Source organism: Cellulomonas sp., from assembly GCF_017744555.1.
In the GTDB taxonomy this organism is placed as follows: Bacteria; Actinomycetota; Actinomycetes; order Actinomycetales; family Cellulomonadaceae; genus Cellulomonas.
Genome location: NZ_JAGIBD010000001.1, coordinates 369,147 through 385,209 on the forward strand (window position 1 = coordinate 369,147; position 16,063 = coordinate 385,209).

General features: G+C 73.5%; 13 protein-coding genes and 1 tRNA gene. 11 read left to right on the top strand and 3 right to left on the bottom strand.

The genetic code is table 11. The features are described from left to right. Positions 1-101: 101 nt before the first annotated feature. The 6 genes from J7523_RS01670 to J7523_RS01695 all read left to right on the top strand — a co-directional run bounded on the left by J7523_RS01670 (position 102) and on the right by J7523_RS01695 (position 7,401). A complete protein-coding gene (locus tag J7523_RS01670; RefSeq protein WP_291881477.1) occupies positions 102-1,664 on the top strand; it encodes a Re/Si-specific NAD(P)(+) transhydrogenase subunit alpha in 1,563 nt (520 codons plus the stop codon). Next, positions 1,664-3,049: a Re/Si-specific NAD(P)(+) transhydrogenase subunit beta gene (gene pntB / locus J7523_RS01675; protein ID WP_291881478.1), complete on the top strand. Its 1,386-nt coding sequence runs from the start codon at positions 1,664-1,666 to the stop codon at positions 3,047-3,049. The genes J7523_RS01670 and pntB overlap by 1 nt, the downstream gene beginning before the upstream one ends. A 130-nt stretch (positions 3,050-3,179) precedes the next feature. Further along, positions 3,180-4,463, top strand: a complete 1,284-nt coding sequence (gene eno / locus J7523_RS01680; protein ID WP_291881480.1) for a phosphopyruvate hydratase — start codon at positions 3,180-3,182, stop codon at positions 4,461-4,463. A 325-nt stretch (positions 4,464-4,788) separates the two neighbouring features. Then, entirely contained in the window at positions 4,789-5,556 is a 768-nt protein-coding gene (locus tag J7523_RS01685; RefSeq protein WP_291881482.1) for a septum formation initiator family protein, read from the top strand. A gap of 338 nt (positions 5,557-5,894) precedes the next feature. Continuing rightward, complete coding sequence (locus J7523_RS01690) at positions 5,895-6,398, top strand: DUF501 domain-containing protein (RefSeq protein ID WP_291881483.1); 504 nt, start codon at positions 5,895-5,897, stop codon at positions 6,396-6,398. A 49-nt stretch (positions 6,399-6,447) separates the two neighbouring features. Further along, on the top strand, positions 6,448-7,401 hold the full coding sequence (locus tag J7523_RS01695) for a Ppx/GppA phosphatase family protein (protein WP_291881485.1): 954 nt from the start codon (positions 6,448-6,450) through the stop codon (positions 7,399-7,401). Positions 7,402-7,679: 278 nt separating this feature from the next. On the opposite strand, the gene J7523_RS01700 is transcribed toward J7523_RS01695, so the two are convergent. Next, positions 7,680-9,056 carry an HNH endonuclease signature motif containing protein gene (locus J7523_RS01700; protein ID WP_291881486.1) on the bottom strand — a complete coding sequence of 459 codons (1,377 nt, stop codon included), beginning with the start codon at positions 9,054-9,056 and terminating at the stop codon, positions 7,680-7,682. Positions 9,057-9,397: 341 nt separating this feature from the next. Between J7523_RS01700 and J7523_RS01705 the strand changes: the two genes are divergently transcribed. The 5 genes from J7523_RS01705 to J7523_RS01725 all read left to right on the top strand — a co-directional run bounded on the left by J7523_RS01705 (position 9,398) and on the right by J7523_RS01725 (position 14,428). After that, entirely contained in the window at positions 9,398-9,727 is a 330-nt protein-coding gene (locus J7523_RS01705; RefSeq protein WP_291881487.1) for a PadR family transcriptional regulator, read from the top strand. Then, a complete protein-coding gene (locus J7523_RS01710; protein WP_291881488.1) occupies positions 9,724-10,902 on the top strand; it encodes a hypothetical protein in 1,179 nt (392 codons plus the stop codon). Before J7523_RS01705 ends, J7523_RS01710 begins: the two co-directional genes overlap by 4 nt. Before the next feature lie 222 nt (positions 10,903-11,124). Beyond that, positions 11,125-12,642 carry a GH1 family beta-glucosidase gene (locus J7523_RS01715; RefSeq protein ID WP_291881491.1) on the top strand — a complete coding sequence of 506 codons (1,518 nt, stop codon included), beginning with the start codon at positions 11,125-11,127 and terminating at the stop codon, positions 12,640-12,642. Positions 12,643-12,751: 109 nt separating this feature from the next. Beyond that, positions 12,752-14,245, top strand: coding sequence for an FAD-dependent oxidoreductase (locus tag J7523_RS01720; RefSeq protein ID WP_291881492.1), 1,494 nt, complete (start codon positions 12,752-12,754; stop codon positions 14,243-14,245). Between the two features lie 109 nt (positions 14,246-14,354). Then, positions 14,355-14,428: transfer RNA gene (locus tag J7523_RS01725), tRNA-Leu, on the top strand. 80 nt (positions 14,429-14,508) lie between these two features. Here J7523_RS01725 and J7523_RS01730 read toward each other — a convergent pair. Then, on the bottom strand, positions 14,509-15,369 hold the full coding sequence (locus tag J7523_RS01730; RefSeq protein ID WP_291881495.1) for a siderophore-interacting protein: 861 nt from the start codon (positions 15,367-15,369) through the stop codon (positions 14,509-14,511). A 162-nt stretch (positions 15,370-15,531) separates the two neighbouring features. After that, positions 15,532-16,035: a MarR family transcriptional regulator gene (locus J7523_RS01735; RefSeq protein WP_291881496.1), complete on the bottom strand. Its 504-nt coding sequence runs from the start codon at positions 16,033-16,035 to the stop codon at positions 15,532-15,534. Positions 16,036-16,063: the final 28 nt, after the last annotated feature.

Consider the following 16,063-nt stretch of genomic DNA (forward strand, 5'->3'; position numbering starts at 1 on the left):
ACCGGACCGGACAGCACGAGTGGACCGCAGCACGACTGGACCGCACAGCACGACTGGACCGCACAGCACGACTGGACCGCACAGCACGACTGGAGGCACGTGTGACGACGATCGGTGTCCCCCGGGAGATACGCGCCGGTGAGCGACTGGTGGCAGCGACCCCGAAGACCGTCGGCCAGCTGCGCGCGCTCGGCTACGACGTGGTGGTCGAGGCGGGTGCGGGCGCGGAGGCGACGTTCTCCGACGCGGCGTACGAGGCGGCCGGTGCGGTGATCGGCGACGCGGCTCAGGTGTGGGGGAGCGACGTCGTCACGGCCGTCGGCGCGCCGTGGGGCACGCAGGTCGACTCGATGCGGCCGGGCGCGACGCTCGTCGCGATGCTGTCGCCGGCGACCCGCGCGGACCTCGTCGAGAAGCTCGCCGCGCGACGGGTCACGGCCCTGTCGCTCGACGCCGTGCCGCGGATCTCGCGCGCGCAGAGCCTCGACGTGCTCTCGACGCTGTCGAACGTGGCCGGCTACCGGGCCGTCATCGAGGCCGCGGAGCAGTACGGCGGCATGTTCGCCGGCCAGGTGACCGCGGCGGGCAAGACGCCGCCCGCGAAGGTGTTCGTGATCGGCGCGGGTGTCGCGGGGCTCGCGGCGATCGGCGCGGCCGACAGCCTCGGCGCGCAGGTGCGGGCGTTCGACGTGCGGCCCGAGGTCGGCGAGCAGATCGAGTCGATGGGCGCGACGTTCGTGCAGGCCGCCCAGGCCCAGCAGCAGGTCAGTGCGGACGGGTACGCGTCGGCGCTGACCGAGGAGCAGGAGCGGCTCACGGCCGAGGTGTACGCACGGGAGACGGCCGACGCGGACGTCGTCATCACGACCGCGCTGGTGCGGGGGCAGGCGCCGCGGACGATCACCGCCGAGATGGTCGCGGGCATGCGGGCGGGCAGCGTGATCGTCGACCTCGCGGCGTCGGGCGGCGGCAACTGCGAGCTGACGGTGCCGGGTGAGCGCATCGTGACCGACAACGGCGTCGTGATCGTCGGGTGGACGGACCTCGCCGGACGTCTGCCGCAGCACACGTCGCAGCTGTTCGGCACGAACGTCGTGCACCTGATGCAGCTGCTCACCCCGGGCAAGGACGGCGCGCTCGTCCTCGACCTCGACGACCCCGTGCAGCGCGGCATGACCGTGACCAGCGCGGGCGAGCTCATGTGGCCGCCGCCGCCCGTCGCCGTCTCCGCGGCGATGCCGGGACCGTCGGACACCGCGCCGACCTCCGAGGAGATCGCACGCGCCGAGCAGGTCGCGCACGAGGCGGCGGTCCGACGACGTCAGCGGCGCACGGTCGGGCTGGGTCTCGCGGCCGTGCTCGTCACGCTCGCGATCTCGTTCGCCCCGCCGGCGTTCCTCGGGCACTTCACGGTGTTCGTGCTGGCCGTCGTCGTCGGGTTCTACGTGATCTCGAACGTCAGCCACTCGCTCCACACGCCGCTCATGGCCCAGACGAACGCGATCTCCGGCATCATCCTGGTCGGCGCGCTCCTGCAGATCGGCTCGTCCGACCCGCTCGTCACGGTCCTGGCCTGCGTCGCCGCCGCGGTCGCGAGCATCAACATCTTCGGCGGCTTCCTCGTCGCGAACCGCATGATCCGCATGTTCCGGAAGGACGCCTGATGACCCTGACGTCCCTCGCGCAGGCGGTCTACGTCCTCGCCGCGCTGCTGTTCGTGCTCAGCCTCGCGGGGCTGTCCCGCCAGGAGAGCGCCCGCCGGGGCAACACGCTCGGCATGATCGGCATGGTCCTCGCGCTGGGCGCGACGATCGCGCTGTCGCTCGACGCGAGCGAGCGGCCCGCGTCGGCCACGGCAGCGCTCATCGGCGTCGTGCTGCTGGTCGGCGCGGTCGTCGGCACGTGGCAGGCGCGGCGCGTCGAGATGACGCAGATGCCCGAGCTCATCGCGATCCTGCACAGCTTCGTCGGTCTGGCGGCCGTGCTCGTCGGCTACAACTCGTTCCTCACCGAGGCGCCCGACGCGGTCCACCTCGTCGAGGTGTTCCTCGGCGTGCTCATCGGCGCGGTGACGTTCACGGGCTCGGTCGTCGCGTACCTGAAGCTGTCGGCGAGGATCGCGTCGGCCCCGCTCACGCTCCCGGGCCGGAACTGGATGAACCTCGGCGCGCTCGTCGCGTCCGCAGGGCTCCTGTGGTGGTTCATCGCGTCGCACTCGGTCGTGCCGCTCGTCCTCATGACGGTCGTCGCGCTCGCGCTCGGCTGGCACCTGGTCGCGTCGATCGGCGGCGGGGACATGCCCGTCGTCGTGTCGATGCTCAACTCGTACTCCGGCTGGGCGGCCGCCGCAGCCGGCTTCATGCTGAGCAACGACCTGCTCATCGTCACGGGCGCGCTCGTCGGCTCGTCCGGTGCGATCCTCAGCTACATCATGTGCCGGGCCATGAACCGGTCGTTCATCAGCGTCATCCTCGGCGGGTTCGGCACGTCCGAGGGGACCGTCGTCGCGGGCGACCACGACTACGGCGAGCACCGCGAGGTCAGCGCTGTCGACGTCGCGGACATGCTCCGCGACGCGCGCCGGGTCGTCGTCACGCCCGGGTACGGCATGGCCGTCGCGAAGGCGCAGTACCCGGTGGCGGACCTCGTCGCGAAGCTGCGCGCCCGCGGGGTCGAGGTGCGGTTCGGTGTGCACCCCGTCGCCGGACGGCTGCCCGGGCACATGAACGTGCTGCTCGCCGAGGCCAAGGTGCCGTACGACATCGTGCTCGAGATGGACGAGATCAACGACGACTTCGGGGACACCGACGTCGTGCTGGTGATCGGCGCGAACGACACCGTCAACCCGGCGGCGCTCGACGACCCCGGCTCGCCCATCGCGGGCATGCCCGTGCTCGAGGTGTGGCACGCCAAGCAGGTCGTCGTGTTCAAGCGGTCGATGGCCACCGGGTACGCGGGCGTGCAGAACCCGCTGTTCTTCCGGGAGAACACGTCGATGCTGTTCGGGGACGCCAAGGAGCAGACGGAGAAGATCGCCCAGGCCGTGTGACGGGACCGCACGACTGCGACCCCATAGCCGTCCGGTTCGGGGCTGTCCAAGGTCCGACGTCCCACGACGGCCCGCCCAGGGCCCCACTAGGGTGAGGTCGTAAACCCACCCTGCTGTCGAAGGAGCACGCATGGCCAGCATCGAGGCCGTCGGCGCCCGCGAGATCCTTGACTCTCGCGGCAATCCCACTGTCGAGGTCGAGGTGGCACTCGACGACGGCACCATCGCGCGTGCAGCGGTTCCCTCGGGCGCCTCCACGGGCGCGTTCGAGGCGGTGGAGCGTCGCGACGGCGACAAGTCCCGCTACCTGGGCAAGGGCGTCGAGGAGGCCGTCAACGCGGTCATCGACGAGATCGCCCCCGAGCTCATCGGCTTCGAGGCCACCGAGCAGCGTCTCGTGGACGCGGCCCTCATCGACCTCGACGGCACGCCGAACAAGGGCAAGCTCGGCGCCAACGCGATCCTGGGCGTCTCGCTGGCCGTCGCGAAGGCCGCGGCCGACTCGGCCGACCTGCCGCTGTTCCGCTACATCGGCGGCCCCAACGCGCACGTGCTGCCCGTCCCGATGATGAACATCCTCAACGGTGGGTCGCACGCCGACTCCAACGTCGACATCCAGGAGTTCATGGTCGCCCCGATCGGCGCCACGACGTTCCGTGAGGCCCTGCGCACCGGCGCCGAGGTGTACCACTCGCTCAAGTCCGTGCTGAAGGCCAAGGGCCTCGCGACGGGCCTCGGCGACGAGGGCGGCTTCGCCCCCAACCTCGAGTCGAACCGTGCCGCGCTCGACCTCATCCTCGAGGCCATCGAGAAGGCCGGCTTCACGCCCGGCACCGACCTCGGCCTCGCGCTCGACGTCGCGTCCACCGAGTTCTTCAAGGACGGCGCCTACCAGTTCGAGGGCAAGGCGCAGACGCCCGAGTTCATGATCTCGTACTACGAGCAGCTCATCCGGGACTACCCGCTGGTCTCCATCGAGGACCCGCTGTCCGAGGACGAGTGGGACTCGTGGTCGCAGCTGGTGTCCGAGGTCGGCGACCGCGTGCAGATCGTCGGCGACGACCTGTTCGTCACCAACCCGACGCGTCTGGCCCGCGGCATCGAGACCAAGGCCGCGAACTCGCTGCTGGTCAAGCTCAACCAGATCGGCACGCTCACCGAGACGCTCGACGCGGTGACGCTGGCGCAGCGCAACGGCTTCACGACGATGACCTCGCACCGCTCCGGCGAGACCGAGGACACCACCATCGCCGACCTGTCCGTCGCGACGAACGCCGGCCAGATCAAGACCGGTGCCCCCGCCCGTGGCGAGCGCATCAACAAGTACAACCAGCTGCTCCGCATCGAGGAGGAGCTGGACGACGCCGCCCGCTACGCCGGCCGTTCCGCCTTCCCGCGGTTCCGCCAGGCGTGACCCGGCTCTGGGGACGCGGCTGACGTCGCGGACCCGGACCCTTGCACCACCACGAGAGCGTGCGACCCGAGCGGGTCGCACGCTCTCGTGCGTCAGTAGGCGCGGCGCCCGGTGCCCGCCGGGTGCGCGATGCCCGTCCGGTGCGCGGTGCCCGTCCGGTGCGCGGTGCCCGTCCGGCGCCCGCTGCCCGTCCGGTGCGCGGTGCCCGCCCGGTGCCCGCCCGGCGCCCGGTGCCCGCGTGTCGTGCGGCGTGCCGCCCGGTTCCACCCCGGCGCGCCCATCCGACGTCCGCGCAGGTGGGCGACCTCCGAGGCAGAATCGACGCATGTCCGCCCCCCGTCGTCCGGTGCAGCCGGGTGCGCCCGGGCGGCGACCGGCACCGCCCAGGACCACCCCGCCGTCGAGCCCGCCGACCCCCTCGTCGGGCACGCCGCGCGCGGCGGCAGGTCGTCCGACGGCCGTCCGCCCGTCGTCGCCGCGCTCCGGTGCGACGCCGCGCGTCGGCGCCGGACCGTCGTCGGCCCGCGGACCGGCGGCCCGCTCGGGCGCGTCCCGCCCTGCGTCCCGGACGGCCACACCTGCCCGCGGCACGCAGCGCGCCGAGCGCGTGCAGGTCCGCCTGCCCCGGCTGTTCAGCGTGCGGGTGCTCGTGTTCTCGCTCGTCGTGCTGCTCGCGTTCATCCTCGTGTCGCCGACGCTGCACTCGTACCTGCAGCAGCGGCAGGACCTCGAGGACCTGCGCCGCGAGGTGGCGACCGCCCAGGCCCGCAACGACGACCTGCGCGCCGACCTCAAGCGCTGGGACGACAGCGCGTACGTCATCGCGCAGGCCCGCGAGCGGCTGTCGTTCGTGATGCCCGGCGAGATGGCGTTCCGCGTGAAGGACCCGGAGACCGTCCCGGACACCCCGGTGACATCGTCGGGCCCTGCGGCGACCGTGCAGGGCGAGGACGTCACGCGGCCCTGGTACACGTCGGTGTGGGACTCGGTGCAGATCGCGGGGACGACGCCCGCGACCACCGCGCCGGACGCCAGCACCACCCCGCCGGCCTCGGATCCCACGACGACCGACCCCACACCCGCCGCCGGCTGACCGGGATCGCCGGCGTGTGACGCGCCGCCGGCTGACCGGGATCGCCGGCGTGTGACGCGCCGCCGGCTGACTGGGATCGTCGGCGTGTGACGCGCCGCCGGCTGACCGGGATCGCCGGCGTGTGACGCGCCGCCGGCTGACTGGGATCGCCGGCGTATGACGCGCCTCCGGCTCACTGGGATCGCCGGCGTGTGACGCGCGCCGCCGGCTGATCTGGACCGACGCCGCGTGACGGCCCCGGCGACCCGGGGGTGACGAGCAGGCGGCGCGCGCGGGGCAGAATGGACCGACCTCCCCGCCGGCGCCGCCACGGCAGCCCCACGCGAACAGGACCCCGCATGGCCCCGACCTCCGACACGACCGTCACCGACCAGGACCTCGCCGTCCTGGCCGAGCAGCTCGGTCGCCCGCCGCGCGGCGTGGTCGGCATCGCGGCGCGGTGCGTGTGCGGCCGTCCGCTCGTGGTCCGCACGGCACCGCGGCTCGACGACGGGACACCGTTCCCGACGACGTACTACCTGACGTGCCCGCCCGCGGTGGCGGCGGTGAGCACGCTCGAGGCGTCCGGCGTGATGAAGGAGATGACGGCCCGCCTCGCGGACGACGAGGAGCTCGCCGCCGGTCACCGGCGCGCGCACGAGGCGTACCTCGCCGACCGGGAGGCCCTCGGGCACGTCGAGGAGATCGCGGGGATCTCCGCGGGCGGGATGCCGACGCGGGTGAAGTGCCTGCACGTGCTCGTCGGGCATGCGCTCGCGGCCGGGCCGGGCGTGAACCCGGTCGGCGACGAGGCGCTTGCGCTGATCAGCGACGAGTGGCGTCCGGACCGGTGCACGTGCTGAACCGGAGCACGTGCCGAGCTGGTGCACGTGCGGTGCGAGGATGACCGGCGTGACGCGTGTGGCTGCCATCGACTGCGGGACCAACTCCATCCGTCTGCTCGTCGCGGACGTCGACCGGACGGCCGGCACGCTCGTCGACCTGGACCGCCGCATGGAGGTGGTGCGGCTCGGCCAGGGCGTCGACCGCACGGGGCGGATCGCCCCCGAGGCGATGGCTCGGACGCTCGACGCGGCTCAGCGCTACGGGCGGATCTGCGACGACCTCGGCGTCGAGGCGGTGCGGTTCGTGGCGACGTCGGCGTCGCGCGACGCGGAGAACCGGGACGAGTTCGTCGCCGGCGTGCGGGACGCGCTGGGTGTCGAGCCCGAGGTCGTCGAGGGCACGGAGGAGGCGGCGCTGTCGTTCCGCGGCGCTACTGGCGTCCTCGCGGCGCGGCACCCCGGGCCGTATCTCGTGGTGGACCTCGGCGGCGGGTCGACGGAGCTCGTGCTCGGCGCGTCCGCGCCCGAGGCGGCGTTCTCGATGGACGTCGGCTGCGTCCGGATCACCGAGCGCCACCTGCTCGGCGACCCGCCGACGCCCGACGAGATCGCGGCCGCCCGGTCCGACGTGCGCGCCGCGCTCGACGAGGCCGCGGCCGTGGTCCCGCTCGGCAAGGCCGTGACGCTCGTGGGTCTCGCGGGCTCGGTGACGACCGTGACCGCGCACGCGCTCGGCCTCCGGACGTACCAGCCGGCCCGGATCGACGGCGCCGTCCTCCCGGTCGAGACCGTCCTCGCCGCGTGCGACGACCTGCTCGGCCGGTCCCACGAGCGGCGCGCGGAGCTCGAGTTCATGCATCCCGGCCGGGTCGACGTGATCGGCGCGGGCGCGCTCGTCTGGCACGAGGTCGTGAGCCGCGTCGTTGATGACGTCGCCGCCGCCGGAGGCCGTCTGACCGAGGTCATCACGTCCGAGCACGACATCCTCGACGGCATCGCCTGGAGCGCCGCCGAGCGCTGAGCGGGCCACGGAACGACACCGACCGCCGCGGCCCCGGCGCCGCCTGCACGCGCTCGACGCCTGCACCCGGTCGACGGCGCCTGCACCCGGTCGACGACGATCGCACCCGGTCGACGACGACCGCACCCGGTTGACGGCGCGCACATCCGGTCGACAGCGCCGCCCGCACCCGATCGACGGCGCGCGCATCCGCTTGACGGCGCGCACCGCACAGCAGGCGAGGTAGCGGGCGACGACGCGGGGTGGCGTCGGCTCACGGCCCGTGGCGACTCGTGTCGTCAGAACGGCGGTTCACCGGGCGGCGGGCGGGTGTGCGAGCGGGTCGGTGGCGGCGTGCGAGGCGCGTGGGGGTCGAGCAGCTGCGGTGACGCGACCAGTCTCACGGCGGGCCGGATGGTCGTGATGCCGAGCGGGCTGGTCCACCAGGTGCTGCCCGTCGTCGGATCCCGGCCGACGGACCAGTTGCCGTGCGTCTTCGCCTGGTGGTGACGGCGGCACAGGGCGTGCAGGTTGGCGGCCGTGGTCTGTGGCTGGGCGTGGCCGGATCCGTGGAACGGCACGACGTGGTCGAGGTCGCACCGTGCCGCCGGTTGGCGGCACCCGAAGAACGTGCACGTGACGTCGCGCGCGATGACCGTGCGTGTCAGGTCCGCGCCCGGCCGGTACGTCGAGGCGCCGGCCTCGACGGCGGTCCCGGTCGCCGGGTCGGTCAGCACACGCGTCCAGGTGGCGTCCTGCGCGATCTCACGAGCCATCGACGCGGGGATCGGGCCGTACGAGCCCAGTTCGGCAGGTGCGTCGTCGACGCCGAGGAGCGTCGTCGCGGCGACGGTCACCTGGACGGCTGCGCGCCGCCCGTGCCGTCGGGGGAGCGGGCCGACTCCCGGCACGTCCTGCGAGTCCAGGATCCGCCGGAAGACGTCCGCGAACGCGTCCGCCCGGCGCTGGTCGACGTGGCGATCGTCGTCGCTCGGCGCCGACGTGCCGGCGAGGGCGTCCACGACCGTGTAGACGGCGACGGCGTCGGGCGCGGGGAGGTAGGCGCTGACCCAGGCCATGGCGTCGTCGCCCCACTCGAGGCGGACGTGCCGGTCCTGTCGGGCGCGGGCCGTACGTGCCTCCACCTCCCTGGGACAGGCCAGAAGGACGGTGCGGCGCACGTGGCGGCGCAGCTGCGGCGCCGTGAGATCGCGCGCGTGCGCGACCGCGTCCAGGACCACCTGCCGTCGCACATCGTCGCTCAGGCTGCCCGGGAGCTCGTCGAGCACCGCGGTCACCTTGCGTGCGTCGATGCGACCATCGACGAGCGCATCGTGCAGCGCCGGGTGCGTCCCGAGCGCGACCGCCTGATGCACGGCGAACTCCGCGGCGTGCCGCGTCGTTGCCAGCGCACAGGCGAGCTCTTCGGGAAGGTACAGGCCGCCCGCGGTCCCGGCAGACCGGGCCGCGAGCTCACGGATCACCTCACCTTGCCGCGCGAGCGCGGCAGACATGATCTGCTGCCACCCCGCGACGGCCTCGACGAGCTCGACGTCCGACATGTCAGCCAGGTCGAGCCGTTCGAGCGCGCCGGCCCGCAAGGCGACCGACCGCGACGACGCGTCGGCCGACACGGCCACCGGTCGTGAGGACGCGTCGGTGCCAGCGATCTGCACGTCTCTCACCCCCCTCAGGCCAAGGTCTCCACCTCGAACAAATGTACGATTGCCCGCCGACAACGGGCGGCGGCGTTCCGGCCGCGCGGGCCCGATGTGGTTCGAGCGAGGGCTGTGGGCGGCTGGCGGAGCGCGCGTCGGCGTCGGATCGCCGACCGGCAGCCCGCCTCTCGCGCCGGGGACGTCACCTCGGCTGCACCGCACGCGCAACACCCGGTCCGACGTGCTGGACGGTAGTGCGCAGTGTGCAGTACCGTCCGGAGGGCGGGGACCGGAGGGGGTCCCCGCACCAACGCTCGCGGCGCCCGGTCGGGCCGCACGGCTCGACGAGGGGAGGTCGCATGGACACCACCCAGCTGCTCAAGGGCGTGCTGGACCTGGCCGTGCTGGCCGTGGTCGCGGACGAGGACGGGTACGGCTACGACGTCGTCCGCCGGCTGCGCAACGCCGGCATCGAGGAGGTCGGCGACGCGTCGGTGTACGGGACGCTGCGTCGGCTGTACTCGTCGGGCGCGCTCACGTCCTACGTCGTGCCGAGCGACGAGGGCCCGCACCGCAAGTACTACGGCATCAACGCGCAAGGCCGGGCGATGCTCGAGGCGCAGCGCAAGGACTGGCAGGAGTTCGCGGGCACCATGGCCCGGCTGCTCGGGACGGAGACCGTGCGATGAGCGTGCTCACGGAGGACCTGGACGTCGCCGCCTACGCGGTCGCGGTGCGGCGCAGCCTCGTCGGACTCTCGCAGGAGCAGGTCGACGACCTGACCGACGACCTCGAGGCCGACCTCGCGGACGCCCTCGCCGACGAGCGGCGCGCGTCGCACGGCCGAGGGCTCGTCGAGCAGTTCGGCACGCCCGAGGCGTACGCCGACGAGCTGCGAGCCGCCGCCGGGCTGCCGACCGCCGGCCGCCCCGCGTCGCGGTGGGAGCGACTGTTCCCGGACCCCGTCGAGCAGTCGCAGCGGGTCGGCCGGAGGATGCTCGCGTGGCTGCGGAGGCAGGCGTGGTGGCCGTCGACCGAGTCGTTCCTCGTCGCCCTGCGCCCCGTGTGGTGGGTGCTGCGTGCGTGGCTCGTCCTGCAGGTCGCCACGGCGCTGGTGCTCGGACCCCAGCGCATGGGGCTGCGGGTCGGGGAGCTCGCGGAGTGGGTGGTGCTCGGCGGCCTCGTCGTGGCGAGCGTGCAGTGGGGTCGCGGCGCGTGGTTCCAGTCGCGCAGCACGCGGTGGGTGCCGGTGCTCACCAACATCGTCGCGGTGGTCGCGATCCTGCCCGTGCTCGCCACGATGAGCAGCCGGGCCGCACAGGCCGAGGACGTGTACCGCGCATGGGCCTCGGGTGCGTTCAACGGGGGCACGCAGACGGTCTACGAGGACAGGCCCGTGGACGGCGTGGTCGTCGACGGGATCCAGGTGAGCAACCTGTTCGTCTACGACGCGCAGGGCAACCCGCTCCAGGACGTGCAGGTGTACGACGACCGCGGCCGCCCGGTCCGCACCACGTTCGACAACGGCTACGACCAGTTCTGGTTCCCCGAGTCCACGGAGCCGTGGTCGTTCGTGCCCGCGGCGGACGCTGACGGCCGGTCCCGCTGGAACGTGTACCCGCTGCGCGGGGCGCCGACGACGCAGTTCGAGCACGACGACGACGGAGCGCCCGTGCTGCAGGCCGGCGTGTCCGCCTCGACGCCGCCGTGGCCGTTCGCGAAGGCCCCGGCGCTCGCCGGACGCGGCGTCGCGCCCCTCGCCCCGGCGGACGGCACGGTGAGCGCGTCGGGTGAGCCGTCCGCGGGTTCCGTACCGACGCCGACGGGGGCGCAGCCTGGCTCGACTTCGGCGCCGACGCCGTGACGCCCGTCGCAGCGGCCGGCTGAGCGCGAGATCGCGGCTGCGGTCGACCCCGTCGGGCGCCAACGTACGCGCCTCGCCGACGCCAGGGGCGGGAGCGCACGCGGCCCGTTGTCTCCGGGCTTTCGCCGCGTCCGTGCAGGTGGGAAGATGTGTCCGCACGGTGAGAGCGCTCCCAGGGAGCGCTGCCCACCGAGGCCCACCCGCTCGACGAGGAGCAGCGACATGCCGGACCGACCGCGATCGACGACCCGCCCGTGGGGCGTCCCGGTGGACCGCCGCACCGCCCTGCGGCTCGGCGGCGGCCTCGTCGCCCTGGGCGCCCTGGCGGCGTGCACCCCGGACGAGCGCACCGACGCCCCGTCGGCGTCGCCGGCACCGACGCCGTCGGCGTGGACCCCACCGGCGCAACCGATGACGTTCCCCGCCGCGTTCGTCTTCGGCGCCGCGACCTCAGCGTTCCAGGTCGAGGGCTCGACGAAGGCGGACGGCCGGGGCGCCTCCATCTGGGACACGTTCGCCGCCGTCCCGGGGAACATCGCAGGCGGCGCGACGGGCGACCCGGCGGCGGACCACTACCGCCGGTGGGAGCAGGACCTCGACCTCATGTCGGACCTGGGCCTGCGGTCGTACCGGTTCTCGGTCGCGTGGCCGAGGATCCAGCCGACGGGCTCGGGACCGGTGAACCAGCCCGGCGTCGACTTCTACCGCCGGCTCGTCGACGGCTTGGGGGAGCGAGGCATCACGCCGGCGATCACGCTGTACCACTGGGACCTGCCGCAGCCCCTCCAGGACGCGGGTGGCTGGGCGGTCCGGGACACCGCCGAGCGGTTCGCGGACTACGCGGCGGTCATGTTCGACGCGCTCGGGGACGTCGACGCGACGTGGCTGACGATCAACGAGCCGAAGACGACCGCCGCCGTCGGCTACGGCTCGCCGTACCACGCTCCGGGCGCGAACGACGTCGAGCAGCAGGTCGCGGCCGTCCACCACCAGCTGCTCGGCCACGGTCTGGCGGTGCGACGGTTCCGGGAGAGCGGTGCGCAGGGCGGCATCGGGATCGCGCTCAACCTGCTGCCCGTGTACCCGGCGGGCATGGGTGCGGAGCAGCCGACGACGAGGGCGGACGCGGTCGAGAACCGGCTCTACCTCGACCCCGTGCTCGTCGGTGCGTACCCGGAGGACGCCATCGGCGACAAGGCCGGCCAGATCCACGCCGACCGGGCCGCGTTCGAGGCACTCGTGCTGCCGGGGGACCTCGACGCGATCAGCGAGCCGCTCGACGTGCTCGCCGTCCAGTACTACGGCGTCGCCGGCATCGACCGCACGGGCAACGTCGTGACGATCGCGCCGCAGTCGGACGCCCCGTGGCAGCAGATCCGGCCGGAGGGTCTGTACGACGTGCTCACGCGGCTGACCCGCGACTACCCGGACGCCCCGCCGCTGATCATCACGGAGAACGGGATCCCCGACCCCACGCCGCAGGGGACGACGCAGGACGACGACCGCACCGAGTTCCTGCGCGCGCACTTCCAGCAGGCGGCCCGGGCGATCCAGGACGGCGTCGACCTGCGGGCGTACTACGTGTGGTCGCTGCTCGACAACTTCGAGTGGGCGGAGGGCCTGACGCAGCGCTGGGGGATGGTGCACGTCGACTTCGACACCCAGGAGCGGACCCCCAAGTCGAGCGCCCTGTGGTACCGCGACGTCATCGCCGCGGGTGCCGTCCCGCCCTCCGGGTGACCCGTGACGGCGACGTGTCAGGGGGCGCACAGCGGGCGCCCAGGCGGTGTGCGCAGCGTCACCGTCCGACGATGAGGCGGTAAAAGTCGGGCGGCGATACCGTGAATACATGCCCCAGACCGTCCCTGCACCCGCTGACGCATCCCCGTCCGGCACCACGGCACCTCGGCAGCCCAAGCCCCGCAAGGTCCCGCGCGTCGTCGTCCTCGGCGGCGGCACGGTCGGTCTCTACACGGCCCGCCGGCTGCGCAAGCGCCTCGGCAAGCGCGAGGCGGCCATCGTCGTCGTCGACCCGCGCCCGTACATGACCTACGCGCCCTTCCTGCCCGAGACGGCCGCCGGCTCGATCGACGCCCGCAACGTCGTCGCCCCCCACCGCCGCGCGCTCAAGGGCGTCGACGTGCTGCAGGGCAAGGTGTCGCAGATCCACCACGCCGAGCGCACGGTCGAGATCACGCCCGAGGAGGGTGAGCCGTACTGGATCACCTACGACCACCTGGTCGTCGGCCTCGGCTCGGTCGCCCGCACGCTGCCCATCCCCGGCCTCGCGGAGAACGGCATCGGCTTCAAGAACGTCGAAGAGGCCATCGCCCTGCGCAACCACGTGCTCAACCGGATCGACGTCGCGTCGTCCACCTGGGACCCCGAGCTGCGCAAGCGCATGCTGACGTTCGTGTTCGTCGGCGGCGGCTTCGCCGGTATCGAGGCGCTCGCCGAGGTCGAGGACATGGCCCGGGTCGCCGTGAAGTACTACAAGGCCATCGAGCAGGACGAGCTCCGGTTCGTGCTCGTCGAGGGCTCGCCGCGGATCCTCCCCGAGGTGAGCGAGGAGCTCGGCGGCTACACGCTCGAGCAGCTGCGCAAGCGCAACATCGAGATCCACCTGTCGACGTTCCTCAGCTCGTGCGTCGACGGCCACGTGGTCCTGTCGAACAAGACGGAGTTCGACGCCGAGACGATCGTGTGGACCGCCGGCGTCAAGGCGAACCCGGTCCTGCAGAACTCGGACCTCCCGCTCGACCAGCTCGGTCGTGTCACGACGAACGCCAAGCTCCAGGTCGTCGACGCGGACGGCGTCGTCGTCGCGGACGCGTACGCGGCCGGTGACTGCGCGGCCGTGCCGGACCTCTACAACCCCGGCAAGTTCTGCCCCCCGAACGCCCAGCACGCGCTGCGCGAGGGCAACCACCTCGGCGACAACCTCGCCCGGGTGCTGCGCTCGGCGGAGCCGACCGAGTACAAGCACAAGAACATCGGCGCGGTCGCGTCGCTCGGCATGTACAAGGGTGTCGCGCAGATGTTCGGCCGGATCAAGGTCCGTGGCTTCCTCGCGTGGGTGCTGCACCGCACGTACCACGTGGCGGCCATGCCGACGTTCAACCGCAAGATCCGCATCGCGGCCGGCTGGACGGGCTCGATCCTGCTGCGTCGTGAGGTCGTCGCGCTCGGTGCGCTGCACGACCCGCGCGCGGAGTTCCGCGAGGCGTCGGTCCCCCCGAAGCCGCGTGCGGTCGAGCCGGGCGAGAAGGACCCCGCGCTCCCCGCCATCAAGGCGGAGCCGGGTTCGCCCGCCGAGAAGCAGCAGGCGAAGAACGCCAGCTGACGGCGTTCCGACCACCGGTCCCGAGCCCTCGACCTGTCCGGGTCGAGGGCTCGAGCCGTCTGCGGGGATCCCGGGCGCCACAGGCTGGCAGGATGAGGCCGCCGGTGGAGCCCCCGTAGCCCAATCGGCAGAGGCAGCCGGCTTAAACCCGGCCCAGTCCCGGTTCGAACCCGGGCGGGGGCACGTAGCGCGACGAGCGGTCGGACGGCCGAGCGCGTTGCTCGACGTGCCCCGGACGGCTGCGTCGTTCGGGCGATGGGCCGCTAGACGAGACCCGCTGCGAGCTCGGACTCCTCGATGCCGGCGAGCCAGGTCCGCTTGGTCGCCCGCCAGCCCTCGTCGTCGGCGCCGAGCCGCCAGTAGCCCGACACCGACAGGTCCTCGCGGGCCAGCCCCCGGTCGACGCGCAGGTGGCGGCGCAGGTCGCGGACGGCGCCGGCCTCGCCGTGCACGAACGCGCTGACGGGTGCAGGCAACGGCGGCAGGCCGGTGACGTGGTCGACGAGCGCGGCGCCCGGGACGCCGTCGCCCGTGTGCACCCAGTGCACCTGCACGTCGGTCGGGACGTCGAGCGGGATCTCGTCCTCGGGGCCGTGGACCTCGACGACGACGTGCCCCACGGCGTCGGCGGCGAGGCGCTCGACTGCGACGGCGATCGCGGGCAGGGCGGAGAGGTCGCCGACGAGCAGGTGGGACGCGGCGGACTCGTCGGGGGACCAGGCGCCGCCGGGGCCGACGAGCAGCACCTCGTCGCCGGGAGCGGCGCGGTCGGCCCACGGTCCGGCGAGGCCGGCGTCGCCGTGCACGACCAGGTCGAGGGTGAGCCGTCCGTCGGCGAACCCGCGGACGGTGTACGACCGCTGGCGTGGCTGCTGGTCCGGCGGCAGCGTCGCGCGGACCGCGTCGAGGTCGAGCCGGCCGTCGTCACGCAGAGGCCGAGCCGTCCCGGCTGCCGGAGGGAGAAAGACGAGCTTGACGTAGGAGTCGGCATGCGGCGACGGCTCGAACCGGGCGAGCCCGGGACCGCCGACGACGACCCGGACGAGCGACGCCGAGAGCCGTTCGACGGTCAGCACCTCGCCGACGAACGGGGCGGGACGGGTGCGGGCGGGCGCGTCGGTCACCGGGTCACGGTAACCGCGCCGGCTGGGTGGTCGGGACGGGCGGCCGGTGGTCGGGCGGCGAGGCGGTCGGGCGGCGAGGTGCGCGGGCACGCCAGTACGTTCTCCGGGTGCCGGGGCCGCCGCCCGGGCCGCCGGAGGCGCCGGGAGGAGCCGGAGAGGCGGTCAGTCGCCGGGCGCCGCGTCCGGGGCCGTCGGGGTACCGGCCGGCGGGGTCGCGGTGGTGGCGGGCCGGCCGACCCTGGTGTCCATGTCGTCGTTGAGGCGCGTGAGCATCGCGGCGAGCGTGCGGCGGTCGTCCGGTGACCACTCGGCGAGGAGGTCGTCGTACACCTCGGCGCGGGCCTGCCGGGTGTGCGCGAGCGCCGCAGCGCCGGCGTCCGTCATCGTGACCACCGCGCGGCGGCCGTCGCGGTCGTCCCGCTCGCGCGTCACGTGCCCGGCGGCCTCCATGGCGAGCACCTGCCGCGTGACGGTCGAGGCGTCGAGCCGCAGGTGGTCGGCGATCTCGTTGATGCCGCAGGGGCCGTGCACGGCGAGCTGCCGCAGCGCGAGGTAGGCCGACCGTTCGAGCGTGCCGTCGAGGCGTGCCGTCCGGCGCCGGTTGCGGTCGGCGAGGCGCAGCAAGAGGGCGATCTGCAGCTCGACGTCCTGGATCGCATCGTCCAAGGGGTCACCTCCGTGTCGGCGTCCGAAA